The 24,763-nt window shown below is 70.8% G+C and carries 23 protein-coding genes; 12 read left to right on the top strand and 11 right to left on the bottom strand.

Annotation, left to right across the window (positions count from 1 at the left end; all coding sequences use genetic code 11):
- Positions 1–14: 14 nt before the first annotated feature.
- The 7 genes from ACH34R_RS31740 to ACH34R_RS31710 form a co-directional block, all read right to left on the bottom strand.
- Positions 15–1,508 carry a glycosylase gene (locus ACH34R_RS31740; protein WP_397565246.1) on the bottom strand — a complete coding sequence of 498 codons (1,494 nt, stop codon included), beginning with the start codon at positions 1,506–1,508 and terminating at the stop codon, positions 15–17.
- A complete protein-coding gene (locus ACH34R_RS31735; RefSeq protein WP_397565245.1) occupies positions 1,505–2,509 on the bottom strand; it encodes a glycosyltransferase in 1,005 nt (334 codons plus the stop codon). Before ACH34R_RS31735 ends, ACH34R_RS31740 begins: the two co-directional genes overlap by 4 nt.
- A complete protein-coding gene (locus ACH34R_RS31730) occupies positions 2,506–3,546 on the bottom strand; it encodes a glycosyltransferase (RefSeq protein ID WP_397565244.1) in 1,041 nt (346 codons plus the stop codon). Before ACH34R_RS31730 ends, ACH34R_RS31735 begins: the two co-directional genes overlap by 4 nt.
- Positions 3,547–3,813: 267 nt before the next feature.
- Positions 3,814–4,023 (bottom strand): hypothetical protein, encoded by a 210-nt coding sequence (locus tag ACH34R_RS31725; RefSeq protein ID WP_397565243.1) that lies wholly within the window; start codon positions 4,021–4,023, stop codon positions 3,814–3,816.
- A gap of 151 nt (positions 4,024–4,174) precedes the next feature.
- On the bottom strand, positions 4,175–4,444 hold the full coding sequence (locus tag ACH34R_RS31720) for a GlsB/YeaQ/YmgE family stress response membrane protein (protein ID WP_397565242.1): 270 nt from the start codon (positions 4,442–4,444) through the stop codon (positions 4,175–4,177).
- Positions 4,445–4,847: 403 nt separating this feature from the next.
- Complete coding sequence (locus ACH34R_RS31715; RefSeq protein WP_397565241.1) at positions 4,848–5,741, bottom strand: proline iminopeptidase-family hydrolase; 894 nt, start codon at positions 5,739–5,741, stop codon at positions 4,848–4,850.
- The gene (locus ACH34R_RS31710) at positions 5,738–6,145 is read right to left on the bottom strand and encodes a nuclear transport factor 2 family protein (RefSeq protein WP_397565240.1); all 408 of its coding nucleotides are present in this window, start codon (positions 6,143–6,145) and stop codon (positions 5,738–5,740) included. Before ACH34R_RS31710 ends, ACH34R_RS31715 begins: the two co-directional genes overlap by 4 nt.
- Positions 6,146–6,638: 493 nt before the next feature.
- On the opposite strand from ACH34R_RS31710, the gene ACH34R_RS31705 reads away from it, so the two are divergent.
- Positions 6,639–7,433: a cytochrome d ubiquinol oxidase subunit II gene (locus ACH34R_RS31705; RefSeq protein ID WP_397565239.1), complete on the top strand. Its 795-nt coding sequence runs from the start codon at positions 6,639–6,641 to the stop codon at positions 7,431–7,433.
- Here ACH34R_RS31705 and ACH34R_RS31700 read toward each other — a convergent pair.
- Complete coding sequence (locus ACH34R_RS31700) at positions 7,417–8,178, bottom strand: IclR family transcriptional regulator (protein WP_397565238.1); 762 nt, start codon at positions 8,176–8,178, stop codon at positions 7,417–7,419. The two genes, ACH34R_RS31705 and ACH34R_RS31700, sit on opposite strands and share 17 nt — an antisense overlap.
- Positions 8,179–8,455: 277 nt before the next feature.
- Between ACH34R_RS31700 and ACH34R_RS31695 the strand changes: the two genes are divergently transcribed.
- From ACH34R_RS31695 to ACH34R_RS31660, 8 genes are read left to right on the top strand one after another with little or no spacing between them, the layout of a single operon-like run.
- The gene (locus ACH34R_RS31695) at positions 8,456–9,622 is read left to right on the top strand and encodes an ABC transporter ATP-binding protein (protein WP_397565237.1); all 1,167 of its coding nucleotides are present in this window, start codon (positions 8,456–8,458) and stop codon (positions 9,620–9,622) included.
- 53 nt (positions 9,623–9,675) lie between these two features.
- Positions 9,676–10,785 (top strand): ABC transporter substrate-binding protein, encoded by a 1,110-nt coding sequence (locus tag ACH34R_RS31690; RefSeq protein ID WP_397565236.1) that lies wholly within the window; start codon positions 9,676–9,678, stop codon positions 10,783–10,785.
- 44 nt (positions 10,786–10,829) lie between these two features.
- Entirely contained in the window at positions 10,830–12,632 is a 1,803-nt protein-coding gene (locus ACH34R_RS31685; protein WP_397565235.1) for an ABC transporter permease subunit, read from the top strand.
- Positions 12,629–13,648, top strand: a complete 1,020-nt coding sequence (locus tag ACH34R_RS31680) for a hypothetical protein (protein WP_397565234.1) — start codon at positions 12,629–12,631, stop codon at positions 13,646–13,648. Before ACH34R_RS31685 ends, ACH34R_RS31680 begins: the two co-directional genes overlap by 4 nt.
- A complete protein-coding gene (locus ACH34R_RS31675) occupies positions 13,645–14,706 on the top strand; it encodes an alcohol dehydrogenase catalytic domain-containing protein (protein WP_397565233.1) in 1,062 nt (353 codons plus the stop codon). The genes ACH34R_RS31680 and ACH34R_RS31675 overlap by 4 nt, the downstream gene beginning before the upstream one ends.
- 15 nt (positions 14,707–14,721) lie before the next feature.
- Complete coding sequence (locus ACH34R_RS31670) at positions 14,722–15,600, top strand: sugar phosphate isomerase/epimerase family protein (RefSeq protein ID WP_397565232.1); 879 nt, start codon at positions 14,722–14,724, stop codon at positions 15,598–15,600.
- On the top strand, positions 15,597–16,619 hold the full coding sequence (locus ACH34R_RS31665; RefSeq protein ID WP_397565231.1) for a Gfo/Idh/MocA family protein: 1,023 nt from the start codon (positions 15,597–15,599) through the stop codon (positions 16,617–16,619). Before ACH34R_RS31670 ends, ACH34R_RS31665 begins: the two co-directional genes overlap by 4 nt.
- Before the next feature lie 37 nt (positions 16,620–16,656).
- Positions 16,657–17,535, top strand: coding sequence for a 3-keto-5-aminohexanoate cleavage protein (locus tag ACH34R_RS31660; RefSeq protein ID WP_397565230.1), 879 nt, complete (start codon positions 16,657–16,659; stop codon positions 17,533–17,535).
- A gap of 4 nt (positions 17,536–17,539) precedes the next feature.
- Here ACH34R_RS31660 and ACH34R_RS31655 read toward each other — a convergent pair whose 3' ends face one another.
- On the bottom strand, positions 17,540–18,520 hold the full coding sequence (locus tag ACH34R_RS31655; protein WP_397565229.1) for a DNA polymerase ligase N-terminal domain-containing protein: 981 nt from the start codon (positions 18,518–18,520) through the stop codon (positions 17,540–17,542).
- A gap of 113 nt (positions 18,521–18,633) precedes the next feature.
- Here ACH34R_RS31655 and ACH34R_RS31650 point away from each other — a divergent pair, with 113 nt between their 5' ends.
- The gene (locus ACH34R_RS31650) at positions 18,634–20,223 is read left to right on the top strand and encodes an FAD-dependent oxidoreductase (RefSeq protein WP_397565228.1); all 1,590 of its coding nucleotides are present in this window, start codon (positions 18,634–18,636) and stop codon (positions 20,221–20,223) included.
- A 40-nt stretch (positions 20,224–20,263) separates the two neighbouring features.
- Here ACH34R_RS31650 and ACH34R_RS31645 read toward each other — a convergent pair whose 3' ends face one another.
- Positions 20,264–21,592, bottom strand: coding sequence for a hypothetical protein (locus ACH34R_RS31645; protein ID WP_397565227.1), 1,329 nt, complete (start codon positions 21,590–21,592; stop codon positions 20,264–20,266).
- A 93-nt stretch (positions 21,593–21,685) separates the two neighbouring features.
- The gene (locus ACH34R_RS31640; protein ID WP_397565226.1) at positions 21,686–22,843 is read right to left on the bottom strand and encodes an NAD(P)/FAD-dependent oxidoreductase; all 1,158 of its coding nucleotides are present in this window, start codon (positions 22,841–22,843) and stop codon (positions 21,686–21,688) included.
- A gap of 18 nt (positions 22,844–22,861) precedes the next feature.
- Between ACH34R_RS31640 and ACH34R_RS31635 the strand changes: the two genes are divergently transcribed.
- Together ACH34R_RS31635 and ACH34R_RS31630 are read left to right on the top strand one after the other, a co-directional pair.
- Positions 22,862–23,491 carry an IclR family transcriptional regulator gene (locus ACH34R_RS31635; protein WP_397565225.1) on the top strand — a complete coding sequence of 210 codons (630 nt, stop codon included), beginning with the start codon at positions 22,862–22,864 and terminating at the stop codon, positions 23,489–23,491.
- Positions 23,492–23,572: 81 nt separating this feature from the next.
- Positions 23,573–24,745, top strand: coding sequence for a homogentisate 1,2-dioxygenase (locus ACH34R_RS31630; protein ID WP_397565224.1), 1,173 nt, complete (start codon positions 23,573–23,575; stop codon positions 24,743–24,745).
- Positions 24,746–24,763: the final 18 nt, after the last annotated feature.

Here is a 24,763-nt window from a genome sequence, read left to right as displayed (position 1 = left end):
GCCGGGACACTAGATCACCCCACCGACAAGGCGGCGTGGCCGTGCCTCCGTCGCATCGCACCGATGAGGGCCGTGAGCTGGACGTGGGCGAACCCGATGCGGGTGTCGCCGGCTCCATAGGGCAACCAGAGCGCGCCGGCGTGGACGAGGCCGCCGCAGGAGTACACGACGTTGGGCACGTAGCCCTCGCGTTCGGTGGCGTCAGGGGTGAGGAGCGGGCCGGGGAGTTCGGAGATGACCAGGTGTGGATGGTCAAGGTCCAGCAGGATGGCCCCGATGACGTACTCACGCATGGGCCCGACGCCGTGGGTGATGACGAGCCAGCCGTACGCGGTTTCGATGGGCGAGCCGCAGTTGCCGGTTTGGATCAGTTCCCACGCGCGGTGGGGGATGTGCAGGGGGACGGCCTGCTGCCACCGGTTGTGCCGGTCGAGTGTGGTCAGGCCGATGGTCTCACCGTCGGAGCGGCACAGCGCGAGGGTCCGCCCTCCCACGGGACGCGGGAACAGGGCCATTCCCTTGTTGACGGCGGCGGGGCCGTGCAGCGGCGTGGCATGGAAGTTGGACAGGTCGTCGCTGGTCAGCATGTGTGAGCGGACATGCCGCCCGTCGTAGGCGGTGTAGGTGGCCCGGTAGCCGGAGTCGCCGTCGCCGTCGCTCACCCGAACCAGGCGCGCGTCCTCCATCCCGTTGCTCTCGGCGGCGGTGGAGGGCCACAGCACCCTGCGGTCGAGCGGGACGTCCGCGGGGAAGGTCACGGCGTACTCGAAACCGATGGCGCGGCGCAGTCTCTCCAGGGTCGTCTGCGTGGTGGTGCGGGTCAGCAGGTCGGCGGGAAGGCAGGCGAGCGCCCGTTCGAGATCGTGGTCATCGAAATGCTCGGGCAGCGATCTCAGCACGGTGGCGGAGACCTCGTTGTCGTACTCGTCATCGGTGAGCCCGGCGGCCAGCGTGTCGCGCCGGTGCCGGGTGTCCAACCGGCGCCCGGTGGTCAAGGGCCCGCGGCGGTCGGAGACGGTGAGGTCGGTGCCGGGTCCGAGCACCGCGGTGGCGAAACCGATGGACGACAGGTGACCTTCGCCGATCTGCCGCATGCTGATGACGACGCGGAACTGCTCGGGGCCGAGTCCGGACTGGTCGGGGTGGGGGGCCATGGAGGGATTGCAGAGCGCGGCGGCCTCCACGGCGTACTCGTGGCTGAAGTACGCGCCGACCAGCAGCCGGGCGAGCAGGGGCAGGTCGATGTCGCGCGGGATTCGGTGGCGGACCAGGTCATAGTGGTGCGCGAAGGTCGACTCCAGGTCGTGGTGGCGCCCGCCGTACCGCCGGAGGGTCTGCTGGAGCATGTCGGTCGCCTCATCGTCGCCCAGTAGCGTGATGCGTTCGATGAGCCCGGCGGCGCGGGTCCGTGTCTGGGCGGCGTCCTCGCCGGGGACGAACAGCTTGATGATCACTCTGCTCGGGTCGGGGGTGAGGATCGGGCCGACCCGGACCGCCAGGCCCGTCATGGTTCCGCCCTGGTGTGCTGCATGGTGGAGATCAGCGCGATGGTCGATTCCGCTCCCTGGTTGAGGTTGGGGCCGTACCGGGTCAGGCCGTCATATCCGCCGCCGGTCGCGAGATCCCACATCAACGTGCCCGTGTCGTTGGAGCCGTTGAACCACGCCACCGCACGTTCTACGCGATCGACCCAGCGCTGGTCGCCGGTGACGGCGGCGGCGGTGGCGCAGGCGTCGGCGAGCGCGGCGACCTCGATCGGTTGCTGGTCGTAGCGGGGGCGGGGCCCGTGCTGCCGCCATCCCGCGGCCGGGACGACGGACAGCGGGCCGTCGCTCGTCTGGACGTCGTCCAGCCAGGTCAGCATGCGCAGGCCGGCGGTGAGCAGGGTTCGGTCGCCGGTGTGGTGCCCGGCGGCGATGACCACCTCGGCGAGGGCCGCGTTGGCGTAGCTCAGGTACGGCTGCGGCCACGGCCAGCCGGGGTCCTCGGCGGGACCCCCGACCGCGGCGGCAGCGTCCTTGAGCAGCGTGGCCGCCTCGACATTGCCGGGATCGGTACGCAGTACCTCCACCGCGCCGAGTCCGGCGAACGCCATGGCCCGCGGGTGCGGCGACCGCCTGACCGCGCCCAGGGCGAAGGCGGCCATCGCCTGCTGCCGGACCCAGGAAGCGGTTCCGCGGGAGGCCGCGGTGCCGAGGCCCCACAGCGCCCGCCCCCACCAGTCACCGACCCCGGGCTGATCGGTCCAGCGCCGGTCGAAGGAGAGCCGGTTGCGGAACGCGCCGGAGCGGTCCTGGGCATGGGTGAGGAAGGCCAGGTAGCACTCCACCAGCCGGCGTACCTGGGGGCCCGGGACGGGTTCGCGGCTGGCGACGACCAGGCCGCGGGCGACATCGTCGGTGCAGTAGCCGTGGTTTCGGCGCGGGACGGCGTACCGGGCGTGCTCGAACAGGCCGGTGTCGTCGCTCAGCCGGATCAGATGCGCGAACCCGGGAAGAGGGGCGCTCATCGCGGGAGCGCGGCGACGGCGGCCGGACGAGAGCCGAGCACGACGTGGACGAGTTCGCGATACCGCGCGGCCACGGCAGGCCAGAGCAGGTGGGGAACGAGTGCGCGGGTGCGTCCGGTGAGTTCGTCGGCGAGTGCGGGCTCGGTAAGGATGCGTCGGATGGCGGCGGCGAGCGCCGTGGGGTCCCGGTGCGGGACCAGCAGGCCGGGCCCGCCGGTGAGCAACTCCACGGCGTGCGGGAAGACGGTGGCGACGACCGGGATGCCCGCGGCGGTGGCCTCGATGAGGACACCGGAGGTGACCTGCTCGGATGAGTCGTAGGGCAGTACGACGATGTCGGCCGAGCGGATCAGCCGGCTCAACGAGCCTTCGTCACGGTAGACGGGGTCGTACCGTACGGCGGCGTCCACGCCGAGTTGCGCGCCGATGTCGTGCAGGCGGTCGCGGTATGCCTCGCCTTGGTGTTCGAGCACCTTGGGGTGGGTCTTCCCGGCGACGGTGTAAACGGGGGCGGGGACGAGCTCCTTGAGGAGAGCGAGCGCCCGCAGGGCCCATTCGATGCCCTTGCCAGGGCCGATCAGCCCCCAGGTGAGCAGGTGCGGGCGGAGGCCGTGCCGAGACGGTACGCCGGTGTGGTCGGCGGCTCCGTGCGGGATGACCGACACCTTGCCGGCGTCCACGCGATAGCCGGTGATCAGCCTGTCGCGGGCGGAGCCCGTCATGGTGACGACCGCGGCGGCCTCCGCCACGACCTCCTCCAGAACCCCCTTCTGCCGGGGGGTGGGCCGGGCCAGGACGGTGTGCAGCACCACGATGAAGGGCACGGTGAGGCGGTGCAGCAGAGGCAGCACCTCGTGGCCGTCCAGACCGGGGTAGATGCCGTATTCGTGCTGGACGATGGCGATGTCGAACTGATCGAGCGCGGACGCCGCGGCCTGCCAGCCGCCGAGCCCGCCCGGAGCCCAGGTGTGCACGACTCCTGGCACGGGGCGGTGGTCGTCACCGTCGGCGGTGACACGGACGGTTCCGCCGTACATGCCTCCTTCGGTGAGATGGCCGGCCAGCGCCTGGTTGAAGGTCGCGAGCCCGCAGTGGGTGGGTGGGTGAGTGCTGAGGAAGCCATAAGTACAGGCCAAGTGTCCTGCCTTCCGGTGGTCGGCCACACCAGGGTGCGCCGATGCGGCGTCATGCGATGGAGACGTCCGTCGGCCGGCGGCCCGCCTCCGTAGGGCGCGCGGGCGGGGCCGTTCTCACGACAGACGCGATGGACGCGATGGAGGAGTCACGGGCGGTCGCCCGGGATCTCAATGGTCATGCCTGGCGGCATGGCGGTGACGGGTCGGCTCGGGTTCCTCGCCGCGCGCGAGCGTCAGCCGTGCCTGTTGCCGGACCCGATGCTCCTGGAGGACGGTCTCCCTGCCGATCCCGGTGTGGGAGCGCCTGTCGTCGAGGGGGTAGAGGCGGCCTTCTCGGATCTGCAACCGGAGTGGGCGGGTGTTGTCCGTACGGCTCATCGCGCACCTCCTGGTGTGCTCGCGCTGCTTTGACCCTGTGTTCGGCCCGCACGCCTGCGTGACGCACGGGCTGCCCCCACGTCTGTCCGACGGGGGGGCAGTCCGCTCCGGCAGCTCGTCATTCCCGGGCGACGGCGCCGAAGTCCGGTGGTCACCTGGGTATGCGCCGGCGCAGGTCGACCACGTTGTAGGTGACCAACAGGATGGCCGCCCCGGCGACCGCGGTGATCCAGGCGGTGAGATCGAAAAAGGCGCCGATGTCGCTGTCGAAGGACTGGACGGCGAAGGTGCCGCCGAACAGCGCTCCGGCGACGCCCAGCAGACAGGCCACCGTCAGGCCCCGCAGGTCTTTTCCGCCGATGATCAGCTTTGCGACATATCCTGCGACGAGACCGAGAATGATCCAGGCGATAATCCCCATAACCGACTCCTCGGTGGTATGGATGTTTTTGGTTTTCGTGCCGGATCGTGATAGGAGAGTCGCGTTGCCTCACTCGCCTCCAGGCGATATTGCCAACGTACACCCGACGGATGTGCGAAGTCCAGGAAAAATCCGCTTATCAGGAAATCTTTTGTAGAATTTTGCGCCACGCGCATGTACTGCGACGGCAGACGATCGTGAAAAAACGGGTGCGGCGCCCGCGCCGGCGCAGTTCATCGACATATATCGCTCGGCGCCACCTCATCGGCGGTTTTCCTCGGCTCGATTCCGCCCTGGGCCAGGCCACCGGGCGGTTACCGCCGGGCGCCGCCCACTGGGTGTCCGTCAGAGCGGAGGGGTAACGATCAGGGGGCGTCGGCACGGCCGGGCGAGACGAAGGCGATCAGGTGGCCCGGCGGCGGGATTCTGTGCGGGTGAGGTAGTCCGCGATGGTGGAGATGTAATCGCTGCGCAGGGGCTCCCCTTCCAGGTAGCCCATGTGGGCCGCGCCGGGCTGGGTGATGTGTTCCGAGTCGGGGATTCGGGCGGCGATGTCGGCCAGATGGGCCGGGACGCATTCGTCGAACTCCCCGCCGAAGACCAGCGTAGGGACGCGAATTCGACTCAGCTCGGGGAAGATGTCCCAGTCCTTCAAGGTGCCGGTGATGTGGTAATCGGCATGGCCGATCAGCGTGCGGAATGTCAGCAGGCTCATCCGGCCCGGGTCAAGGCTGATCGTGGAGGTCCGTACCACGCACGCGCGCAGGTACTCCTCCTGGGCCGCCCGGTAATCGGGATCGTCCGTCTCACCACGTACTTCCCGCCCGTACGTCCGATCCAGCACATCCCCCGGCAGCCCCGCCAGCAACCCCCGCAGCTCCTCCTGGAACCTCGGCACGCTCGCCACCCCGTTGGCGCAGACCAGGCTGGTCCAGTCGGGAGCCCGCCGCGCCGCGTACTGAAGCCCGAGCATGGCCCCCCACGAATGCCCGTAAACGTGCGGCCGGCGCAGGCCGAGACCCGCGATGACCGCGCCGAGTTCGTCCAGGAAGCGGTCCACCGTCAGCAGCGACACATCATCGACAGGGTCGGAGCGTCCCACCCCGAGCTGGTCGTACCAGATGACCTCACGCTCACCGGCCAGCGGCTCGAACGCCTCGAACAACAGGTCGCTCGGATAGCCGGGCCCGCCGTGGACCAGCAGCAGCGGCACGCCACCACCGCCCATCCTGCGGTACCAGACCTTCCCGCCCGGCACCGCGATCCTGCCCTCCACCTTGCCCGAGCGCCCCATCATCGCTCCGCCGGCACCGCGTAGGAGTACTCCTCGATCCGGTCGATGAGGCCGCCATCGAATCGGAAGTACATCGTGGCGTGGATTTCATCTCGCGCTCCGTCCGCAGTGGTCACCTGGAGCACCTGCTGCTGAAGCACCTCATCCGAACCACAGAATTGCCGAACAACCTCATAGCGCAGCGATTCGACACTGCCCACAAGCGGCCTGAGCTGTTCCAGCTTTTCGTCTATCGACCGCTCCCCGCCGCCGTCATTGTGCCAGACAATGGCCGTTTCAGTACACATCTCCCGCATGCCGGAGAAATCATAGGACTCCAACTTCCGCAGGCACCGAACGGCCTTCTCGCCGATATTCTCCGCCATGCCGATCACCCCTCCAATGGTCGTTTCCTCGCCAGCGAGCATAAAGGGATAAAAGGCCAAAAGGTAAGCCTTGACTTACTCCCGGCCCTCAGGCAGCACCCAACGCCTACCTGGGCTCCCTCAAATACCCAGCCGCGCAGACCTCGCAGGCGCGCTCAGACCGAAGCGACAGGCCGGGCGAAGCCCGGGACATCGCGCGGACCCGCGCGCCCGCCCCGACCAGCCCGTGGACCACCCGTCTGCCGATGTGGCCGCTCGCCCCTGTCACCAGTGTTGCCACCTAGACTCCCTGCGAGGTACTGGATGTGCCGGGGAACCGCCGCGCCCGTTGCCCGCGTTCGCGGCGGTTCCGCTCGTCCCGGGGAGAGTAGACCGCGGCCGGGGTCGCCGCACATGGAGATTTTCCGCCCAGGTCAGCGGGCCTGCCCGTCAACCCGGGATGTATCCGCCGGCGGCCGATGAAACCAGCGGCGTACACCGATCCGGTCCGTGTGGGGGATGCGCGCGGGCGGGCCGGTGGCCGAGCCTTTGGGGCATGGAGTTGCTCGCCATCGGTGTGCTCGCGTTCTACGCGGTCGGCTATCTCGTGCTCGCCGGGGCCGACCTCGGCGCCGGGATGCTGCTGCCCTACCTGGGCCGGACGCGGGCCGAACGCAGGCTGGTCCGGCTGGCCGTCACGCCGTTCTTCCTCACCACCGAGGTCTGGCTGGTCGCGGCGGTCGGGGTGATCGCCGGGGTGTTCCCCGCGCTGGAGGAGACGCTGATCGGCGGGCACTACGCGGCGGTGGTGCTGTTGCTCTTCGGCTGGGTCGTGCGGGACCTGGGCCTTTGGCTGTACGGCGGGGGCGGCCGGACGGCGGTCGCGGCGATCACGGCGGGGAGCTGGACCGTCGCCGTGTCCTGGGGGTTGCTGATCTCCGGCATCACGGGGCTGTCCCCGCTGGCCGGGGTGCCGCTGGTGGCGGCGCTGTTCGGCGCGCACGGGCTGACGTTCGCGGCGCTGCGACTGCCAGGAGCGCCGCGCCGGCGCGCCCGACGACCATGGCGCGGCGCGGTGCGGCTTTCGGGGGCGTTCGGCGAGCGGGTCGCGTTCGGGGTGACGGCGGTGGCACTGGCCGCGCTCGGCGTACTGGCGGGCGGCCGGCTCCCGCTGCGCGACTCGCTCGCCGAACCGACGTTCCTGGTGCCGGTCATGGCGGTGGTGACGCCGTTGCTGCTGGCCACGCAGGTGTGGGCGTGGTGGACGTTCCGCCGCCGCGTGTCGGACGACGATCCCGACCCGCTCGGCGTTCAGTACACCAAGGCAGAACGAATCAGAACGTCTGCGTGAGTTCCCTGGCCACGAGGGCGCCCAGCTCGACAAGACGGTCGGGGGGCATCCGGGAGGTCGGGCCGGACAGGGCGATCGAACCGATGCACCTGCCGTGGTGGTTCAGGGGGGCCGCGACGCAGGACGCGCCGACCAGCGTCTCGTCGATGTCGAGGGCGAAACCGGCGCTACGCGCCTCCTCGACCCGCCGCCGCAGCTCCAGCGGCCCTTTGGCGGCCCGATCGGTGCCGCCGGAGTAGTCGAGCGTGCCGAGTACTTCGTCCAGGGTCTTGCCGTCCATCGTCAACAGGTAGGCCCGGCCCACCGCCGAGCAGTGGATGGGCCGCACGGTGCCGATCCGTTCGCGCAGCGTCAGGACCTCGGACGAGGGCTGGTAGTGGACGTAGACCATGCTGCCGTTGGCCGGGGCGGCGAAGAGCGACGCCTCGCCGGTCTCGCCGGTCAGCCGCTTGAGCAGGGGCCCGATCTTCTCCATCAGTTGCTCGTGCGCGGGGTGGTTGACGATCAGCCCGTAGAACCGTTCCGGGCGGATGGTGAACTCCTTGGTGGCGTCGTCGCGGGCGACGTAGCCGGCGTCCACGAGATCGCCGAGAATCCGCAGCGCGCTGCTGCGGTTCACGTTGACCAACCGACCCACCTCGGCCGCCGTCGCCGACCTCGTGGCCAGTTGTTCAAGAACCATGAGGCCACGCCTGATGTGCGACATGTTGCCGAGGTCGTCGTCCGTTGATCGCTTGTCTGGCATAGAGATGATTCTCCCCTTACCAAGATCCTGGACTGACCGTCTTCGCGGAATCTTCTCAACGCGCCACAGCACACTTCAGCAACTGAGCGGCGTTGCGCTCTCCGCAACATAGCACGCCACAGACTGAGCGGGAAGCGGTCGGACCTTTGCCCGGATCACCCACAGCCACATAGCTTGTGGCACTGCATCGCCAAGCACCCTCTTGACACGCCTACCTGGGCTGCCTATGTTCAGCCAAACGCGTTGCAATGGTTGCAACTTAGCCGAGGAGTTGAGGATGTCCGAGGTGTCGGAGGGCGTCCAAGCCATAGACGGGGCGGTGGACCGGGCCGCGACGGGCGGTGAGGTTGAGCTGGACGGCCTGACGAAGAAGTACGGAACGGTCGAGGCGGTGCGGGGCATCTCGCTGAGCATCCGCCGCGGCGAGTTCTTGGCGATCCTTGGGCCCTCCGGCGCGGGAAAGACGACGTTGCTCAACATGCTCACCGGCTTCGAGAAGCCCACGAGCGGTGCGATCCGGATCAACGGCCGGGACGTCGCGCGCCTGGCACCGCACAAGCGCGGCATCGGCGTCGTGTTCCAGCACTACGCGCTATTCAAACACATGACTGTTGCCCAGAACGTGGGGTTTCCGCTGCGTATGCGTGGTATGTCCATGCGGGAGCAGCGGAGCCACATCCAGCACGCCCTGGAACTGGTCAAGCTGGAGGGTTTCGCCGCCCGGTTCCCCGACCGGCTCTCCGGTGGCCAGCAGCAGCGGGTGGCGCTGGCCCGGGCCATCGTGTTCCGGCCCGCCCTGCTCCTCATGGACGAACCGCTCGGCGCGCTCGACAAGCGGCTGCGCGAGCACATGCGGGTGGAGATCAAACGCCTCCAGCGCAACCTCGGCGCGACCGTCATCTACGTGACCCACGACCAGAACGAGGCGCTGACCATGGCCGACCGGGTCGCGGTGATGAACGACGGCGTCGTCGAACAACTCGGCACCCCCGGCGACCTGTACGAGCGGCCGGCCAGCGCCTTCGTCGCCGACTTCGTCGGTGAGACCAACTTCTTCACCGGCCGCGCCGTGCTCGACGCCGACGGCCGCGTCCGCGTCGTCCTCGATGGCGACCGCCCGGAGCACCACAGGGAAGTGGAGAACGCCGCGTCGCTGCGGCCCGGTTCCGGTGTCGAGGTCGGGGTGCGCCCGGAGGAGGTCTCGCTGCTGCCCCCGGAACACGCGGAGCACGCCGAAGCCCCGGCCGTACTCGGCACCGTGAGCGACGTCCTGTACGAGGGCGCGACCGCCCTGCACGTCGTCGAGACGCCGATCGGCAACCTGAGCGCACGCCTTTCGCTCAAGAACCTCCGGGAGACCCGGTGGGCCGTGGGCGACCGGGTCGCCGTCCACTGGGACGCGCGGGCCGCGCGGGGCTACCCCGCGGCGGACCGGGCCTCGTGACAGGCCGCCGGCCAATCCCCTACAGAGACCCGCACGACAGAAAGGTTCGGCTGATGAAGTTGTCTCGCAAGACCGCGCTGGGGGCGGTGGTGGCGGTCAGCACGCTGCTCACGACGGTCGCCTGTGGAGGCGGCGCCGACTCCGGGAAGACCTCTTCCGCCGGTAAGGTCATCGTCCCCGACCCCGGCGGTGACCTGGGCAAGGCGATGAAAAAGGCGTTCTTCGACCCGTTCGAGAAGGCGACCGGGATCGACGTCGTGCCGGCCTCCGGCGAGTTCGACGCCGCCGTGGTGCTGACCGGCGTCAAGGCAGGCGCCCCGGCCTTCGACCTGGTGAACATCAACGGCGCGGTGCTCCAGCGGTTCCGCGACGGCCAGGCGCTGGAGCCGATCGACTACAAGGTCTGGAAGGACGGCGTCCGCGACAAGATCGCCCCGGTCAAGGCCGCCGACGACGCGGTGCCCGCGTACTTCATCTCCGTCGTCCCGGCCTGGAGCACCGACAAGCTGGGCGGCCAGAAGCTGACCTCCTGGGCGGACTTCTGGAACGTTCAAAAGTTCCCCGGCAAGCGGACCCTCGCCCCCGGCTCGTGGGGGGCGGGCAGCGCGACGTTCGAGATCGCCGCGCTGGCCGACGGTGTGGCGCCGGACGACCTCTACCCGATCGACTACGACCGGGTGTTCAAGAGCCTGGACCGGCTCAAGCCGAACCTGGTGAAGTTCTGGGAGACCGGGGCCGAGCCCATCCAACTGCTCACCGGCGGTCAGGCGACGGTCGCCAGCGCCTGGAACGGCCGGGTCGCCGGGGCCGAGGACAAGGGCGCGCCGGTGGCCGGCACCTGGAACGAGGCGATCCTCCAGTACGACAACTGGGCCGTGCTCAAGGGCGCCAAGAACGCCGCGAACGCGCAGAAGCTGCTGGCCTTCATGATGGAGCCCGGCCCGCAGGCCGAGTTCGCCAACGCGATCACCTACTCCCCGGCCAACTCGGCGGCCTTCGACACGCTCTCCGCCGACCGCGCGGCCCTGCTGCCGACGTCGCCGAAGAACATCGCGTCCGCCGTGACCCAGGACTACGAGTGGTGGACCGCCACCGCCCCCGGGTCGGACAAGAGCAACGAGGAAGTCGCCATCGAGCGCTGGCAGGCGTGGGTCTCCAAGTAGCCCCATGACCTCCTGCGACAAGACGACCTCGATCTAGGAGATCCATGTCGGTCGACAGCTCCCCGGTGCAGGTCACCGGTGGTCTGGCCACCCGCTCGCGGGGCCGGCCGGACCGCCGGTGGCTCACCCTCGTGCCGCTCCTGGCGGTCTTGATCCTGCTGTTCGTCGTCCCGCTGGGCACGCTGCTGGCCGACAGTTTCGGCGGCGGCCAGGGGTTCACCCTGGACAACTACCGCGAGCAGGTGACCTCGCCGGTCTTCTGGCGCGCGATCCGCCGCACCCTGGTCATCGCCGCGCTGTCCACCGTGATCTGCGTGGTGCTCGGGTACTGCATGGCCTACGCGCTCACCCGCATGCCGAAACGGCTGCGCGGCGTGCTGATGGTCGTGGTGCTCGTGCCGTACTTCACCAGCATCCTGATCCGCTCCTACGCGTGGATCGCGATCCTCGCGCCGAACGGGCTGGTCGCCGGCACGCTCAAGCTGCTCGGCGTCGATTCGCCCCCCGAGCTGGTGTTCAACCAGACCGGCATGCTGATCGGCACGGTGCAGATCCTGCTGCCGCTGGCGCTGCTGCCGATCTACAGCGTGATGAGCGGCATCGACCGCGCCCCGGTGCGCGCCGCGCAGAGCCTGGGGGCCGCGCCCGCCGTCGCGCACTGGCATGTGTACCGGCCCGCCACGTCGTCGGCCGTGCTGGCCGCCGCCGCCCTGGTCTTCATCAGCACCCTGGGCTTCTACGTGACGCCCGCGCTGCTCGGCGGGCCCGGTGACACGCTCATCGCGCAGTCCATCCTGGTGCGGTTCTCCAACCTCGTCGATCCCGCCGGGGCCGCGGCGCAGGCCGCGTTGCTGCTGCTGATCGTGCTGGCGCTGTTCACCGTGCTGTTCCGCTACCTCGCGCCCTCGCTGTCCATGGGAGCCGTCGAGCCGTCAGGCGACGCGCGTCCCGCCCGCCGGGCCGGCCGTGGCGAAAGGTTCGACGCGCTGCGCGCCCTGCGGGCCCGGGTCCTCGACACCGGCCTCGGCCTCGCCGGACGGCTGCGCCTGCCGATCCTCGTGGGAAGCTGGGTCGCCGGGGCGGCGCTGCTCGTCACGCCGCTGGTGGTCGTGGCGATCTGGTCCTTCAGCGACGCGACGTACCTGACGTTCCCGCCGGAGGAGTACTCCACCCGGTGGTTCGCCGACTACTTCGCCGACACGGCGTGGCTCGACTCCACGTTCCTCAGCCTGGCCGTCGCCTCCGCGTCCGCCGCGATCGGCGTCGTCATCGGCGGCCTTGGGGCCTTCGGCCTGGTACGTGGCCCGCGGCGGGCCCGGCCGCCGATCGCGATCCTGGTCGCGATGCCGATGATCGTGCCGCCGATGATCTACAGCCTGGGCTTCTTCCTGCTGGTGGCGCCGCAGGGCCTGGTCGGCACGCCGCTGGGCCTGATCCTGCCGTACGTGGTCCTGGGCCTGCCCTTCGCGGTGTCCATCACCGCGGCGGCGCTGCGCAACCTCGACGTCCGGCTGGAGAACGCCGCGCGCAGCCTGGGCGCGGGGCCGATGTCGGTGCTGCGGCACGTCCTGCTGCCCGCGCTGCGCCCGGCGCTGGTCAGCGGCTTCGTGTTCGCCTTCCTCGCCGCGTTCGACGACGTCGTGGTGGCCACCTTCATGTCCGGGCCGACCGCGGTGACGCTGCCGCTGCGGATGTTCCAGGACATCAAACTCGAAGTGAGCCCGAGGACAGCCGTCGTCGCCGTCGTCCTGCTCGGCGCGGGAGCGGCTGCGGTACTCCTCCGGTTCGTCATGGCTTGGCTCGTGCGCACCATCCGCGTGGCACTGAGCCGATTGGGGGACTCATGACCAGTAGCTCGGCCCCGGTCTTCGCCGAGATGACCGAACCCTATGTCGAACACCAGGAGTTCCCCGACCTCGTCTACCCGACGTCGGTCACGGCCACGCTGGCGGCGTTCCGGCGGGCGTTCCCGGACGCGGCGCGGCTCGTCCCCGAGCCGGACGACGGCGCGGCGGCGCTCAGCGTGCACGCCCCGGGCTATGTCGAGTTCGTCAAGGAGGGCGCGGGGCGGCCGGAGGGCGCCACGAAGTTCCCGCTGAACGTCGTCGCGCTGCCCGAACTGCGGGTGTCGAAGCCGCGCACCTTCGAGGGCCGGCACATCCTGTACTTCTTCGACGAGGTCACCCGGGCCACGCCCGCGGTGTGCCAGGGCGCGCTGCACAGCGCGGCGGCCTCCCACCAGGGGGCCCGCTGGCTGGCCGCGCGCGGCGGGGAACCGGCGATGGTGCTGGTGCCGTGCCGTCCCCCGGGCCACCACGCGCTGCCCGCCATCGGCGGCGGCCTGTGCCTGTTCGCCAACGCCGCCATCGCCGCGCGCGAACTCTCGCGCGATGGGCGGGTCGCCGTGCTCGACATCGACCAGGACCACGGCAACGGCACCCAGGCCGCGTTCTACGACGACCCCTCGGTCCTGACGGTCTCGATCCACGCCGAGGGGTGGCCGCACGTGGCCGGGTTCGCCGAGGAGACCGGCGGCCCCGGCGCGCCGGACGCCAACCTGAACCTCCCGTTGCCGGTCGGATCGGGCTTCGCCGCCTACGAGGCGGCCCTGGCGACCGCGCTTGCGGCGATCACCCGCTTCGCCCCGAAGTACCTGGTCCTGGCCCTGGGCTATGACGCCCACCGGGAGCAGGGGTTCGGGCTGCTCCGCCTGGAGTCGGACGACTTCGCCGCCCTCGCCGACCGCATCGCCGGGCTGCGCCTGCCGACACTCGTGACCACCGAGGGCTGCTACGGGTACTACGAATCGACCGCCGTGGCGGCGACCCGGTTCTTCGACGCGTGGGCGGAGCGGTGGCGATGAACACCCTCATGCGGGCCGCGCTGCTGACCGGGATCGGCCGCCCGCTGGAGATCCGCGAGGTGCCCGTCCCCCGGGTCGGTCCTGACGAGGTGCTGATCCGCACGCTGTCCAGCGGCGTGTGCCGGACGGACCTGCACATCCAGGACGGCCTCGCCTACGTCCCGCGGCTGCCGCACATCATGGGCCACGAACCTGCGGGCATCGTGGTCGGACGCGGCGCGGCGGTGTCCGAGGCCGAGGTCGGCCAGGTCGTCGTACCGCACCTGTTCGTCGCGGACCGGGACTGCCGGTTCACCCGGGCGGGCGCCCACGCGCAGGCCCTGCACCTGCGCGGCATCATCGGCGTGACGCTGCCCGGGGGCTTCGCCGAGTACTTCACCGCCCCGGCCGCGAACCTGCTGAAGGTCCCCGAGGGGCTGGACCCCAGGATCGCCGGGCTGTCGAGCTGCGCGGTCGTCACCGCCCTGCACGCCTGCCGCCGCGGCACGGTGACGCCGGTGGAGACGGCGGTGGTGATCGGCGCGGGCGGCATCGGGCAGATCGTCCTCCAGATCCTGGCCGACGCCGGTATCGCGGCGGCGGCGGTCGATGCGCGCGAGGACAACCTGGCGCTGGCGGCCCGCAACGGGGCCGGTCACACCGCCCTGGCCTCGGCACCGGACCGCGTGGCACGGATCCAAGCCTGGGCCGACGGTGCGGACCTGGTGATCGACCTGGTCGGAACGGCTGCGTCGATGGCCGACGCGGCGCAGTACGTGCGCCGCCGGGGCCGGATCGTCGTGGTCGGCGAGGAACCCGACTTCCCCGGCATCAGCTCGACCACCATCGCCCAGCGCGAGCTGGAGATCGTCGGTTCGCGCAACGGCGACCGCCGCGACCAGCAGGACGCGCTGCGGCTGCTCGCCGAGGGCGTCATCACCCCGCCGCTGGACGAGGAGTACCCGCTGGAGCGCTCCAACGAGGCGCTCGCCCGCCTGCGCGGCGGCCAGGCCCGCGGCCGGGTCGTGATCACGCACGAGGCACTGCGCGACCAGACCCTCACCAAGCACGGCAACTGATCAACGAGGAGCGAGATGAAGATCGCGACCGATACGTGGATGCTGCGTCCACACCCCATCGACACGGTGTTCTCGACCGTGCGCGAGGCCGGTTTCGACCACCTGGAGCTGTCCCCCCGGCCGGACGTGATGCCGAGCTACGGCGGCAGGCGGGCGTCCAAGGCCAAGATCGCCGAGATCGCGGCGGCGTCGAAGACGCACGGCGTCGAGATCGCGTCCATCTTCATCGAGCAGGCGTGGGGCAGCTCGGAGGAGGACATCCGGCGGGCGGCGGTCGGCTACTGGAAGCAGACCGTGCAACTGGCCGTCGATCTCGGCTGCGACCGGATCAACTCCGAGTTCACCGGGCACCCGGCCGCCCCGCAGGCCGGTGAGGCCGCGATGCGCCGCTCCCTTGAGGAGGTGCTGCCGCTGGCGGAGTCGGAGGGCATCACGATCGCGCTCGAACCGCATCCGGGCGACTGGGTGGAGTCCGGCGTCGCGGCCGTCGATTTCATCCGCGGGTTGCAGAGCGACCACGTCACCTACCTGCACTGCGTGCCGCACACCTACTACCTCACCGGCGTGGAGGACGAGCGCGGCCACATCGAGGGCGTCAACCGCGACATCATCGCCTACGCGGGCGACACCATGGACCACGTCCACCTGGCGGACACGCTGCTGCCCGGCCGTACGTTCCTCAACCCGTCGAGCCCCGGCGTGCGCAACCACCAGCACCTCGACATCGGCCAGGGCGACATCGACTGGGACGAGGTGTTCACCGCGCTGCGCGATGCCGGATTCGACGGCGTCGCCTCGGTGGCGGTCTTCCGGCACGAGTCGCGGGTCATGGACTCGCTCACCCACAACCGCGCCGTCATCCGCGAACGCCTCGAAGGGAGCGTGGCCAAGTGAACGGCCCCATCAGGTTCGGTGTCGTCGGCCTCGGAGAGATCTACCAGCTCGCCCACCACCTGGCCTACCAGCGGGCGGACGGCCTCGCCGCCGTCGTCGTCTGCGACTTCGACCAGGCGGTCGCCGAGCGGACGGCCGCCTCGCTCGGCGCGGAGGCGACCGCCGACCACCGCCGGCTGCTGGAAGACGACCGGATCGACGCCGTGGACCTCGTACTCCCGCACAACGTCCACTACGAGATCGCCCGCGAGTTCCTGGAGGCGGGCAAGCACGTCCTGATCGAGAAGCCGATGACCGTGGACGCCGGGCACGCCGCCGAACTCGTCGCGCTCGCGGCCGGCAAGGGCCTCACATTCACCGTCAACGAGAACACCCGGTTCATCCCCGCCTACCAGGCGGCCCTTTCCGCCATCAACGCGGGCGAGATCGGCGAGGTGACCCTCGTCCGCACGCTGATCAGCGGCAACGAGTTCGAGCGGCTGGGCGATCCCAAGCTGTGGAAGGGACGCCAGGACGGCTCCGGCGGCGGCACCATCATCGACGCCGGCGCGCACTCCTTCTACCTGCTGAAGTGGATGTTCGGCGAGATCGCGTCGCTGCGGGCGCTGTCCGAGCGCCTGGTCGGGGCCAGCCAGGTCGAGGACTGGTCGGTGGTGTGCGGCCGGATGCGGTCGGGCGCGCTGTTCTCCGTCGAGTCCACGTTCACCTCCGGCGGGCCGTGGAACGAGCGCCTTGAAGTACACGGCACCAAGGGCCTGATCGTCGTGGACCAGCACCAGAACCCGCCGGCGATGATCTTCCACGGCAAGCGCGACCACGCCGGATCGCCGCTGCCCGGCGCCGCCTACGCGCCGGGCACCTGGAAGTACGAGTCGATCGCGGCGGGGATCGAGAGCTTCGCCCACTCGATCGCGAACGGCGAGCCGACCGCCGTCGCGGCGGAGGACGGCGCGTACGCGGTGCGCGTCATCGAACGCGCCTACGAGTCGGTGGCCACGGGCCTGCCCGTGCCGCTCTGAACCTGCCCCCCATTAATACCCACGCAAAGGAGATTTCATGGACCCGCTCGTCATCACCGTCACGGTGGACAGCACGATGTCCTATCCCGGCTACCAGGGCATGCCGCCGATCGAGGACACCGGCAAGGTCGGCCAGGAGTACATCGACTCGGTGAACGCGGGTGCGACGTTGTGCCACCACCACGGTGTGCACTATCTGGAGGACGAGATCCAGGCGGACGGCAAGAAGCTGTCCAAGATCGACTTTGCCGGCTGGAAGGACCTCACCGACAAGATCCGGACGGTCGGCACCGACCCGATCATGCAGTTCGGCATCGCCAGCGCCCGTCTTCCGGAGAAGGTGGAGCTGATGTCCCTGAACCCGGACATGATGTCGTACGCGTTCAACGTGCACGATGAGTACTTCCAGCCGGACCCGGCCTACCCGGCCAACGAGATGTACTCCCTGCACCCGCGCGACGAGCTGGTCGAGTTCGTCACCGCGGCCGAGGCGAACGGCGTCAAGCCGGAGATCGAGTGCTTCTACACCGGCGCGTTCTGGAACCTTGAGTACGTCCGGCGGCAGGGCCTGCTGAAGGACACGGTCTGGGCCACGCTGTTCTTCGGCTGGCAGGGCGGCGCGTGGACCCCGCCGACCCCGGACGCGCTCATGTACATGGTCAAGCACCTCCCGCCGGACACCAACTGGAACATCAGCGTGATGGACCCGGTCGCGCAGTGGCAGTTGCTGCCGCTGGCCATCGCGATGGGCGGGCATGTGCGCGTCGGCTGGGAGGACAACCCCTACCTGCCCGGCGGCGAGCCCTCGCGCAGCAACGCCGAGCTGGTGGAGAACGTGGTCAAGATGGCCGAGCAGATCGGCCGCCCGATCGCGAACGTCGAGGAGGCCCGGCGCATCGTCGGCGTGAGCCGCTGACGTTTCAGCTCGGGACGTACACCCAGGCGGCCGACTCCGCGCCGGGCTCATAGCGCGAGTCCAGCCGTTTGGCGACGACGCCGGGCAGGCCCTGCTCGCGGGCGGCCCGCCGTACGTCCTGGGGGCCGCTGCGCCAGACCGGCGCGGTCTGCCAGCGCGGGCCGTTCACCGCAAGGGCCTCCAGCGAGTTACGGCGGCGCGACCACGGCTCGCCCAGCAGTGACCGGCCGTCGTCGTAGACGAGGTCGTAGCAGACGTACAGTTCGCCGCCCTGGAGGGTGACGATCTCGCCGTCGAGCACCACCGCGCGGCTGCCCAGCTCGCCGCCGAGCGACCGCAGCCAGCGGTGGCCTGCGGTGATGTCGTCCGCGCCGGACCGCAGGGTGAGCCGCCCGCCGGACACGTACGCGAAGGCCCGCCGCCCCGGCCAGGCGAACTCGTACGCGTGTGCCCCCTGGTCGCGGGGCAGCCGGGTCCGCGTGACCGGGCGCATCGCGGCCAGCGGCGACGGCGGCGGCTCCCATCCGGCGGCGGGCGGGTCCATCCGGTGGATCATCCAGTTGCGGCCTTTGGTGTGGAACAGCACGTACCGCCCGGAGACCCGCTCCCCGGAGAGCACGACCTTGACCTCCCGGTCGGTCCACTTCTCGGTGACGTACGTGCCGTGGTCCCAGATCGTCATGGTCCCGCCGCCGTACTCGCCCTGCGGTATCTCCCCCTCGAACGAGGCGTACTCCATCGGGTGGTCCTCGGTGTGGACGGCCAGATGATTGGTCCGGGGGTCGGCCGGCAGGCCCTTGGGGACGGCCCAGGAGACCAGCACGCCGTCCCGTTCCAGCCGCAGGTCCCAGTGCAGGGCGCGGGCGTGGTGCTCCTGGACCACGAACGTGTCGTCCCCGCCGCCCTCCGGCGCCAGTTCCGGCACCGGCTCCGGCGTGCGCCGGGGGTCGCGCTTGCCGCGGTACCTGCCGAGTTTGTCCGCCACATCCCTCTCCGTACCCGAGAACCCGGAGAAAGTCTTTCCGGTTCGTTGATCCGGTGATTCAGCCGGAAATGGTTAGCTCGATTGAGCCCTCCGCTGACGCAAGGGGGTGGCCCATGTCCGTGCCGACGACCCCGGTGCTGGTCGTGGGCGGCAGCCTGAGCGGCCTGTGCACCGCGCTGTTCCTGAGCCGCCACGGGGTGGACGTCACGCTGGTCGAACGCCATCCCGGCACCTCGAACCACCCGCGCACGCCCGGCTACAACGCCAGGACGCTGGAACTGTTCCGGGCCGCCGGGGTGGAGGACTCCGTGCGCGCGGCCGGTCCATGGGCGCTGGACGGCACCGGGCTGCTCTGGGCCGAGAGCCTGACCAGCCCGAACCACCGCTGGCTACAACCGCCCAACGCCCGGGGCGCGCACGCCGACTACTCCGACGTGAGCCCGGCCAACGACGCGATCCTGTCCCAGGACGTGCTCGAACCGGTGCTCCGCGAGCACGCCGAGGCGCTGGGCGCGGATCTGCGGTTCGGTACCGAACTGGTGGCGTTCGCCGGCGAGCCCGATGGCGTGACCGCCGTGCTGGCCGACCGCGCGACCGGGGCGCGTACCGAGATCGAGGCCGGGCACCTGGTGGCCGCCGACGGGGCGGACAGCCCGATCCGCGACCGGCTCAAGATCGACCGGCACGGTCCCGGCGTACTGGAGCACGTGGCCGCCATCATGGTCCGGGCCGACCTCGGCGACACGCTGCGCGGCAAGCGGTTCGTGATCGGCCAGGTGCGCAATCCCGGCTTTTCGGGGATGGTCCGGGTGGTCGGCGACCGGATCTCGCTGCACGTCCGGTACAAGCCGCAGGACGGCGACGCCGCCGGCCTGTTCCCCGCCGCGCGCTGCGTGGAACTGGCCAGGGCCGCCACCGGCATCCCCGGCCTGGACGTCGAAGTGCTCGACGTCACGCCCTGGGAGACGACCGCGGCCGTGGCCGACCGGTTCTCCGACGGGCGGGTGTTCCTGGTGGGCGACGCCGCCCACGTCATGCCGCCGGCCGGGGCCTACGGCGGCAACACCGGCATCCACGACGCGGCGAACCTGGCCTGGAAGCTCGCGTACGTGAGCCGCGGCTGGGCCGGTCCCGCCCTCCTGGACACCTACGACACCGAACGGCGGCCGATCGCCGAGATCACCATGAACCAGGCAGTAGCCACCAGGACGGCGTGGTTCGGCCGGGCGAATCCCGCCGGCACGCCGGAGGCGGAACTGCTGGACGAGGTCAGCCTGCTGTTCGGGTACCGGTACCCGCAGCCGGGCACCGGCGGGCCGCTGGTGGAGGACCCCCGGCGGCCGGGCGGCGGCCCGGGGAGCCGGGTGCCGCACGTGTGGCTGGAGATCGACGGCGAGCGGCTGTCCACCGTGGACCTGTGGGCCAGGGGGATGGTGCTGCTGGCCGGGTCCGAGGGCGGGGACTGGGCGCGGGCGGCCTGCGAGGTCGCCAGGGACCGCGGCCTGCCGCTCACCGGCCACGTCATCGGCGGCGACGCGACCGACGTGGAGGGCCGCTGGCCGGAGATGTCCGGTACATCCCCCGAGGGGGCGACGCTGGTCCGGCCGGACGGGTTCATCGCCTGGCGGACCGCCGACCGGGCGGGGCCGGACGCGCGTTCCGTGCTGGCCGGAGTGCTCGCCCGCACGCTGGGCGCCCAATGAAAAACGCCCCGGCGAACCGGGGCGTTCTCCACGAAAGGTGTCAGCCGACGGTCACGAAGACCTGGCCGAACGCCTCGGACAGCTTCTTCAGGTCGGCCGCGGGATCGACCTCGGGCGCGCCCGGGTTATAGAGGGTCGCCAGCCGGGGACGGATCTCGTCCAGCTTGGTGAGCTGGTCCCAGCTCGCGCTGCCGGAGTGCTTCTCGCCCATGATCCGGTAGACCTGACCCTGGTCGTCCTGCCAGCGGCTCCACAGGTTGACCGTCTCGGCCGCGCCGTCCATGATCGCCTGGCTGACCCGCTCGGCGATCACGCCGGTGGTCTGCTGCGCGGTGAGCTTGGAGGCGCCCGCCCCGGCGAACGACGCGTCCTCGGCCGCGATGTGCAGGTAGGTGTCCCACGCCCGCGCCCTGACCTGCACCCACTGGTTGCGCAGCGCCCGCTTGGCGTCCAGCTTGTAGGGGGCGTACTCGCCGCGCATCAGGCCGCTGTCCAGCGCGAGGTGGTCCACCGCGCCGGTGGTCAGGTACGACTCGACCTTGTCCGGCGTGAGCAGCGGGTACTTCTTCGCCATCGCCTGCTTGCAGGTCTCGTCGGCCCCGCAGCCCAGCTCGGGCACCAGCGTGTGCGCGGCGAGCTTCTTGCCGGGCGCGGCGATCCGCAGCGCCGCCGACGTGGCCGTGACGAACTTCGTGATCTGGCCGGCGTCGGTGAACGTCTGGTTGTAGCCGAGCTGGGAGGTGAACCTGATGCCCTGCACGCCCGGCTGGGCGGCGAGCGCGCCGACCCGCTTGACGGCGGCGGCGAACTGCTCGGCCCCGGCCTTCCAGTCGTCGGCCAGCTCGGTGTCGATCCACACCCGCAGCCCGGCGTCCTTGGCGGAGGTCACCGCGCGGCCCTCGGCGGTCTGCGCGGCGCCCTGGACGTCGGCCGCGCCGACCGCGAGCTTGCGGGCGTCCACCGGGGTGCCGTCGATGGAGCAGATCGAGCCCGGGGTGTCGCACTCCGGCTTGCCCTCGGGCTCCTTGTAGTCGTCGGGCGCGGGGTCGCCGTCACCGCGCGGCGTGCCGTCGCCCTCGCCGTCGTCGGGGCAGACCGCGCCCGGCTCGGAGCAGTCGGCGACGTTGGGCGGGTTCGGTTCGGCGTCCTTGAGGTTCTTGCCGTCGTCCTTCAGCCAGAAGTTGACGACGTCCAGGACGTCCTCGGGCGCGGTCATGTTGTCACAGACCATGTAGTCCGGTGCGCTGGGGCCGTACAGCTCCTTGCACAGGTTCGGGTCGCGCTCCGAATACGCCGCACTGGGCAGGCCCACGCCGATCAGCGTGACGGCCGCCCCCAGGGCGAGCGTCCTGCGGAGGTTCCATCGCATTTGTTTAGCTCCCCGGGGGGCTACAGAACCGGCGCGGTCGCCGGAACGGAGATCGCCAGAAACCTTACCCATCCGTAACCCGGCTAGCCAGACCTAAGAGTCAAGATCGCCCTTAACTCCAGATGACAGATCGGTGCTCCCACTGGTCCGCAGGCCCCGGGCCGGCGCACGTCCGTGCAGGCCGAAGCGGGGCTCCGGGGTGCGCTCGCCGTTCAGCACCGCCAGGATGTACGCGGCGAGCGCCGGGGCGTGCTTGAAGCCGTGCCCGGAATCCCCGCCCAGCACCCAGGTGCGCTCGGCGACCTCGGCGATGATCCACTCGGCGTCCGGGGTGAGCCCGTACTGGCACACCTGGCCGAGCAGCACGTTCGCCCCGGCCAGCGCGGGGAAGCGGCGTTCCAGGTAGGCGCGGGCGACCTGCTCGCCGCGCGCGGACACCCGCCGGTCGCCGTCCTCCGGCTCGTACGGCGGGCCCTCCTCGTCGGAGGTGACCTTCATCCCGGCCCCGCCGAGATCCCCGTGCCCGTACATCGAGCCGTCGTAGTCCACCCAGGCGGGCACCGGCGGCAGCGCCCATTCGGCGGGCGCGGCGAAGTGCAGGGTGTCCTGCCGGGTCACCATGAGCCCGGTCCGCCGGGCGACCTCGGGGAACACCTCCGGCAGCCAGGCGCCGACCGCCCACACCACCCGGTCGGCCCGGATCACCTCCTCGCCGACGCGGACCGCGGCCCCGCCGTACGGCTCGGCCCGCCCGCGTACCAGCCGCACGCCCGCGTCCAGCGCCAGCCCCGCCGTGACCTGGACGGCACGCCGCGCCCGCAGCACCCCGGCCAGCGGCTCCCACAGCGCGAACGTCAGGTCATCGCCGCGGAAGCCGGGGAACATGTGGGCGGCCCGGTCCGGCTCCCAGATCTCGTGCGGGATGTCCAGCCCGGCGAGGACGGCCGCGCTCCGCCGTTCCCAGCCGTCCGCCCGCCGGGCGAACCACACCACCCCCGACTCGGTGTACAGCTCCTCCCCGGCCCGGCGGGACAGCTCCCGCCAGCCGTCCCTGGCCCGCCGGGCCAGCTTCGCGTACCACTCGTCGTCACCGTGCGAACAGCGCAGCAGCCGGGTCTCCCCCGCGCTGGCCTGCCGCAGATGCCCCGGCTGATGCCGCTCGACCAGGGTGACCCGCCATCCGTCCTCGGCCAGGGCCAGCGCCACCGACGCGCCCCAGATGCCCGCCCCTACCACCACTGCCGACCTCATGCCTTCCATAATCGAACAATGGCGGAGTCGTCACAGACCATGGAACGCGGGCTACGGCTGTTGCGGCTGCTCGCGGACGGGCACGGCGGGCGCACGCCCTCGGAGCTGGCCGGCGCGCTCGGGCTGAGCCGCCCGGTGTTCTACCGGCTGCTGACCACGTTGCAGAGCGAGGGGTTCGCCCGCCGCGACGGGCGCGGCCGGGTGCATCTGGGGTTCGGCGTGCTGGCGCTGGCGCGGGCGGTGCACCCGCTGCTGCGCGCGGCGGCGCTGCCCACGCTGCGCGCCCTGGCCGAGGGCGCGGGCGCGACCGCGCACCTGACCGTGGCCGAGGGGGACGACGGGCTGGCCGTGGCGGTGGTGGAGCCGTCCTGGACCGACATGCACGTGGCCTACCGGGAGGGCGCGCGGCATCCGCTGACCAGCGGCGCGGCCGGGCTGGCGATCCTGGCGCTGCGCGAGGGCCGGGGCGGCTACCAGGTCACCGAGGGCCAGCTCCAGGAGGGGGCGCGCGGCCTGGCCGCGCCGCTGAGCGGGCCGCCGGGGCTGGAGGCGTCGGTCGGGGTGGTCACGTTCGGGCCGCTGGACTCCGCCGTGGCCGGGCCGCGGGTACTGGCCGCCGCCGAGGATCTGTCCCGGGCGCTCGCTTGACAATCCTTTGCCAACATCAGAGGGTCGTACGTATATAGGACATACGTGTCCGATAAACGGACGAGCCCGGAGTTGACAGGCATGCCGTATTACCGAGTCGTCGGCGAGGTACCACGTAAGCGCCATGTCCAGTTCAGGCGGCCGGACGGCGGCCTGTACGCCGAGGAGCTGATGGGCGAGGAGGGCTTCTCCTCCGACTCCTCGCTGCTCTACCACCGGCATCTGCCCACCGCGATCCTCAAGTCCGAGGCGGTCGCCGAGGAGCCGCGCACCGGGCTGGCGCCCAACCTGCCGCTGTCGCCGCGCCACTTCCGCACCACCGAACTCCCCGAGACCGGCGACCTCGTCACCGGCCGGCATCTGCTGGCGGGCAATGGGGATGTCCGCATTTCGTACGCTTCGGCGCGCAGCGCGAGCGAGCTGTACCGCAACTCCATGGGCGACGAGTGCGTCTATGTCCAGAGCGGCCAGGTCCGGCTGGAGACCACCTACGGGGCGATCGACGCGGGTCCCGGCGACTACCTGGTGATCCCGACCGGCACCATCCACCGGTGGGTCCCCGCGGGCGAGCCGGTGACGGTGCTCGCCGTACAGGCCGCCGGGCACATCCGCCCGCCCAAGCGCTACCTGTCGCAGTACGGGCAGTTCCTGGAGCACGCCCCCTACAGCGAGCGCGACCTGCGCGCGCCCGCCGAGCCGCTCCAGCGGGACGGCACGGACGTGCCGGTGCTGGTCCGCACCCGGGGCGGGCTGACCCGGCTCACCTACAAGAACCACCCGTTCGACGTGGTGGGCTGGGACGGCTACCTGTACCCGTACGCGTTCAACATCGCCGACTTCGAGCCGATCGTGAAGCGGACGCACGCGCCGCCGCCGGTCCACCAGACGTTCGAGGGCCCGGGGTTCGTGATCTGCTCGTTCTGCCCGCGCCCGCTGGACTTCCACCCCGAGGCGGTACCGATCCCCTACAACCACCACAACGTGGACTCCGACGAGTTCATGTTCTACGTGGGCGGCGACTACAGTGCCCGCAAGGGCTCCGGCATCGACGTCGGGTCCATCTCGCTGCACCCGGCCGGGTTCACGCACGGCCCGCAGCCGGGCGCGGTCGAGGCGGTCGTCGAGGCGGTGTCCCGCGGGGTCAGCACCACCAGCGAGCTGGCCGTGATGATCGACACCTTCCGCCCGCTGGATCTCGGCCCCGCCGCGCTGGCCTGTGAGGATTCGGCCTACGCTTGGACTTGGGCCCGTTGACGACATGTTGGAGTACGG

This window comes from Spongiactinospora sp. 9N601 (assembly GCF_044326295.1).
Classification (GTDB): domain Bacteria; phylum Actinomycetota; class Actinomycetes; order Streptosporangiales; family Streptosporangiaceae; genus Spongiactinospora; species Spongiactinospora gelatinilytica.
The sequence above is the reverse complement of the archived record's forward strand: the minus strand, read 5'-3'. Positions and strand labels throughout refer to the sequence as shown.

What these genes read in the sequence shown, in the direction of transcription:
- ACH34R_RS31740 (WP_397565246.1), bottom strand. Translation starts at nt 1,508, where the DNA reads ATGACGGGCCTGGCGGTCCGGGTCGGCCCGATCCTCACCCCCGACCCG.
- ACH34R_RS31735 (WP_397565245.1), bottom strand. Translation starts at nt 2,509, where the DNA reads ATGAGCGCCCCTCTTCCCGGGTTCGCGCATCTGATCCGGCTGAGCGAC.
- ACH34R_RS31730 (WP_397565244.1), bottom strand. Translation starts at nt 3,546, where the DNA reads ATGTACGGCGGAACCGTCCGTGTCACCGCCGACGGTGACGACCACCGC.
- ACH34R_RS31725 (WP_397565243.1), bottom strand. Translation starts at nt 4,023, where the DNA reads ATGAGCCGTACGGACAACACCCGCCCACTCCGGTTGCAGATCCGAGAA.
- ACH34R_RS31720 (WP_397565242.1), bottom strand. Translation starts at nt 4,444, where the DNA reads ATGGGGATTATCGCCTGGATCATTCTCGGTCTCGTCGCAGGATATGTC.
- ACH34R_RS31715 (WP_397565241.1), bottom strand. Translation starts at nt 5,741, where the DNA reads ATGATGGGGCGCTCGGGCAAGGTGGAGGGCAGGATCGCGGTGCCGGGC.
- ACH34R_RS31710 (WP_397565240.1), bottom strand. Translation starts at nt 6,145, where the DNA reads ATGCTCGCTGGCGAGGAAACGACCATTGGAGGGGTGATCGGCATGGCG.
- ACH34R_RS31705 (WP_397565239.1), top strand. Translation starts at nt 6,639, where the DNA reads ATGGAGTTGCTCGCCATCGGTGTGCTCGCGTTCTACGCGGTCGGCTAT.
- ACH34R_RS31700 (WP_397565238.1), bottom strand. Translation starts at nt 8,178, where the DNA reads ATGCCAGACAAGCGATCAACGGACGACGACCTCGGCAACATGTCGCAC.
- ACH34R_RS31695 (WP_397565237.1), top strand. Translation starts at nt 8,456, where the DNA reads ATGTCCGAGGTGTCGGAGGGCGTCCAAGCCATAGACGGGGCGGTGGAC.
- ACH34R_RS31690 (WP_397565236.1), top strand. Translation starts at nt 9,676, where the DNA reads ATGAAGTTGTCTCGCAAGACCGCGCTGGGGGCGGTGGTGGCGGTCAGC.
- ACH34R_RS31685 (WP_397565235.1), top strand. Translation starts at nt 10,830, where the DNA reads ATGTCGGTCGACAGCTCCCCGGTGCAGGTCACCGGTGGTCTGGCCACC.
- ACH34R_RS31680 (WP_397565234.1), top strand. Translation starts at nt 12,629, where the DNA reads ATGACCAGTAGCTCGGCCCCGGTCTTCGCCGAGATGACCGAACCCTAT.
- ACH34R_RS31675 (WP_397565233.1), top strand. Translation starts at nt 13,645, where the DNA reads ATGAACACCCTCATGCGGGCCGCGCTGCTGACCGGGATCGGCCGCCCG.
- ACH34R_RS31670 (WP_397565232.1), top strand. Translation starts at nt 14,722, where the DNA reads ATGAAGATCGCGACCGATACGTGGATGCTGCGTCCACACCCCATCGAC.
- ACH34R_RS31660 (WP_397565230.1), top strand. Translation starts at nt 16,657, where the DNA reads ATGGACCCGCTCGTCATCACCGTCACGGTGGACAGCACGATGTCCTAT.
- ACH34R_RS31650 (WP_397565228.1), top strand. Translation starts at nt 18,634, where the DNA reads ATGTCCGTGCCGACGACCCCGGTGCTGGTCGTGGGCGGCAGCCTGAGC.
- ACH34R_RS31645 (WP_397565227.1), bottom strand. Translation starts at nt 21,592, where the DNA reads ATGCGATGGAACCTCCGCAGGACGCTCGCCCTGGGGGCGGCCGTCACG.
- ACH34R_RS31640 (WP_397565226.1), bottom strand. Translation starts at nt 22,843, where the DNA reads ATGAGGTCGGCAGTGGTGGTAGGGGCGGGCATCTGGGGCGCGTCGGTG.
- ACH34R_RS31635 (WP_397565225.1), top strand. Translation starts at nt 22,862, where the DNA reads ATGGCGGAGTCGTCACAGACCATGGAACGCGGGCTACGGCTGTTGCGG.
- ACH34R_RS31630 (WP_397565224.1), top strand. Translation starts at nt 23,573, where the DNA reads ATGCCGTATTACCGAGTCGTCGGCGAGGTACCACGTAAGCGCCATGTC.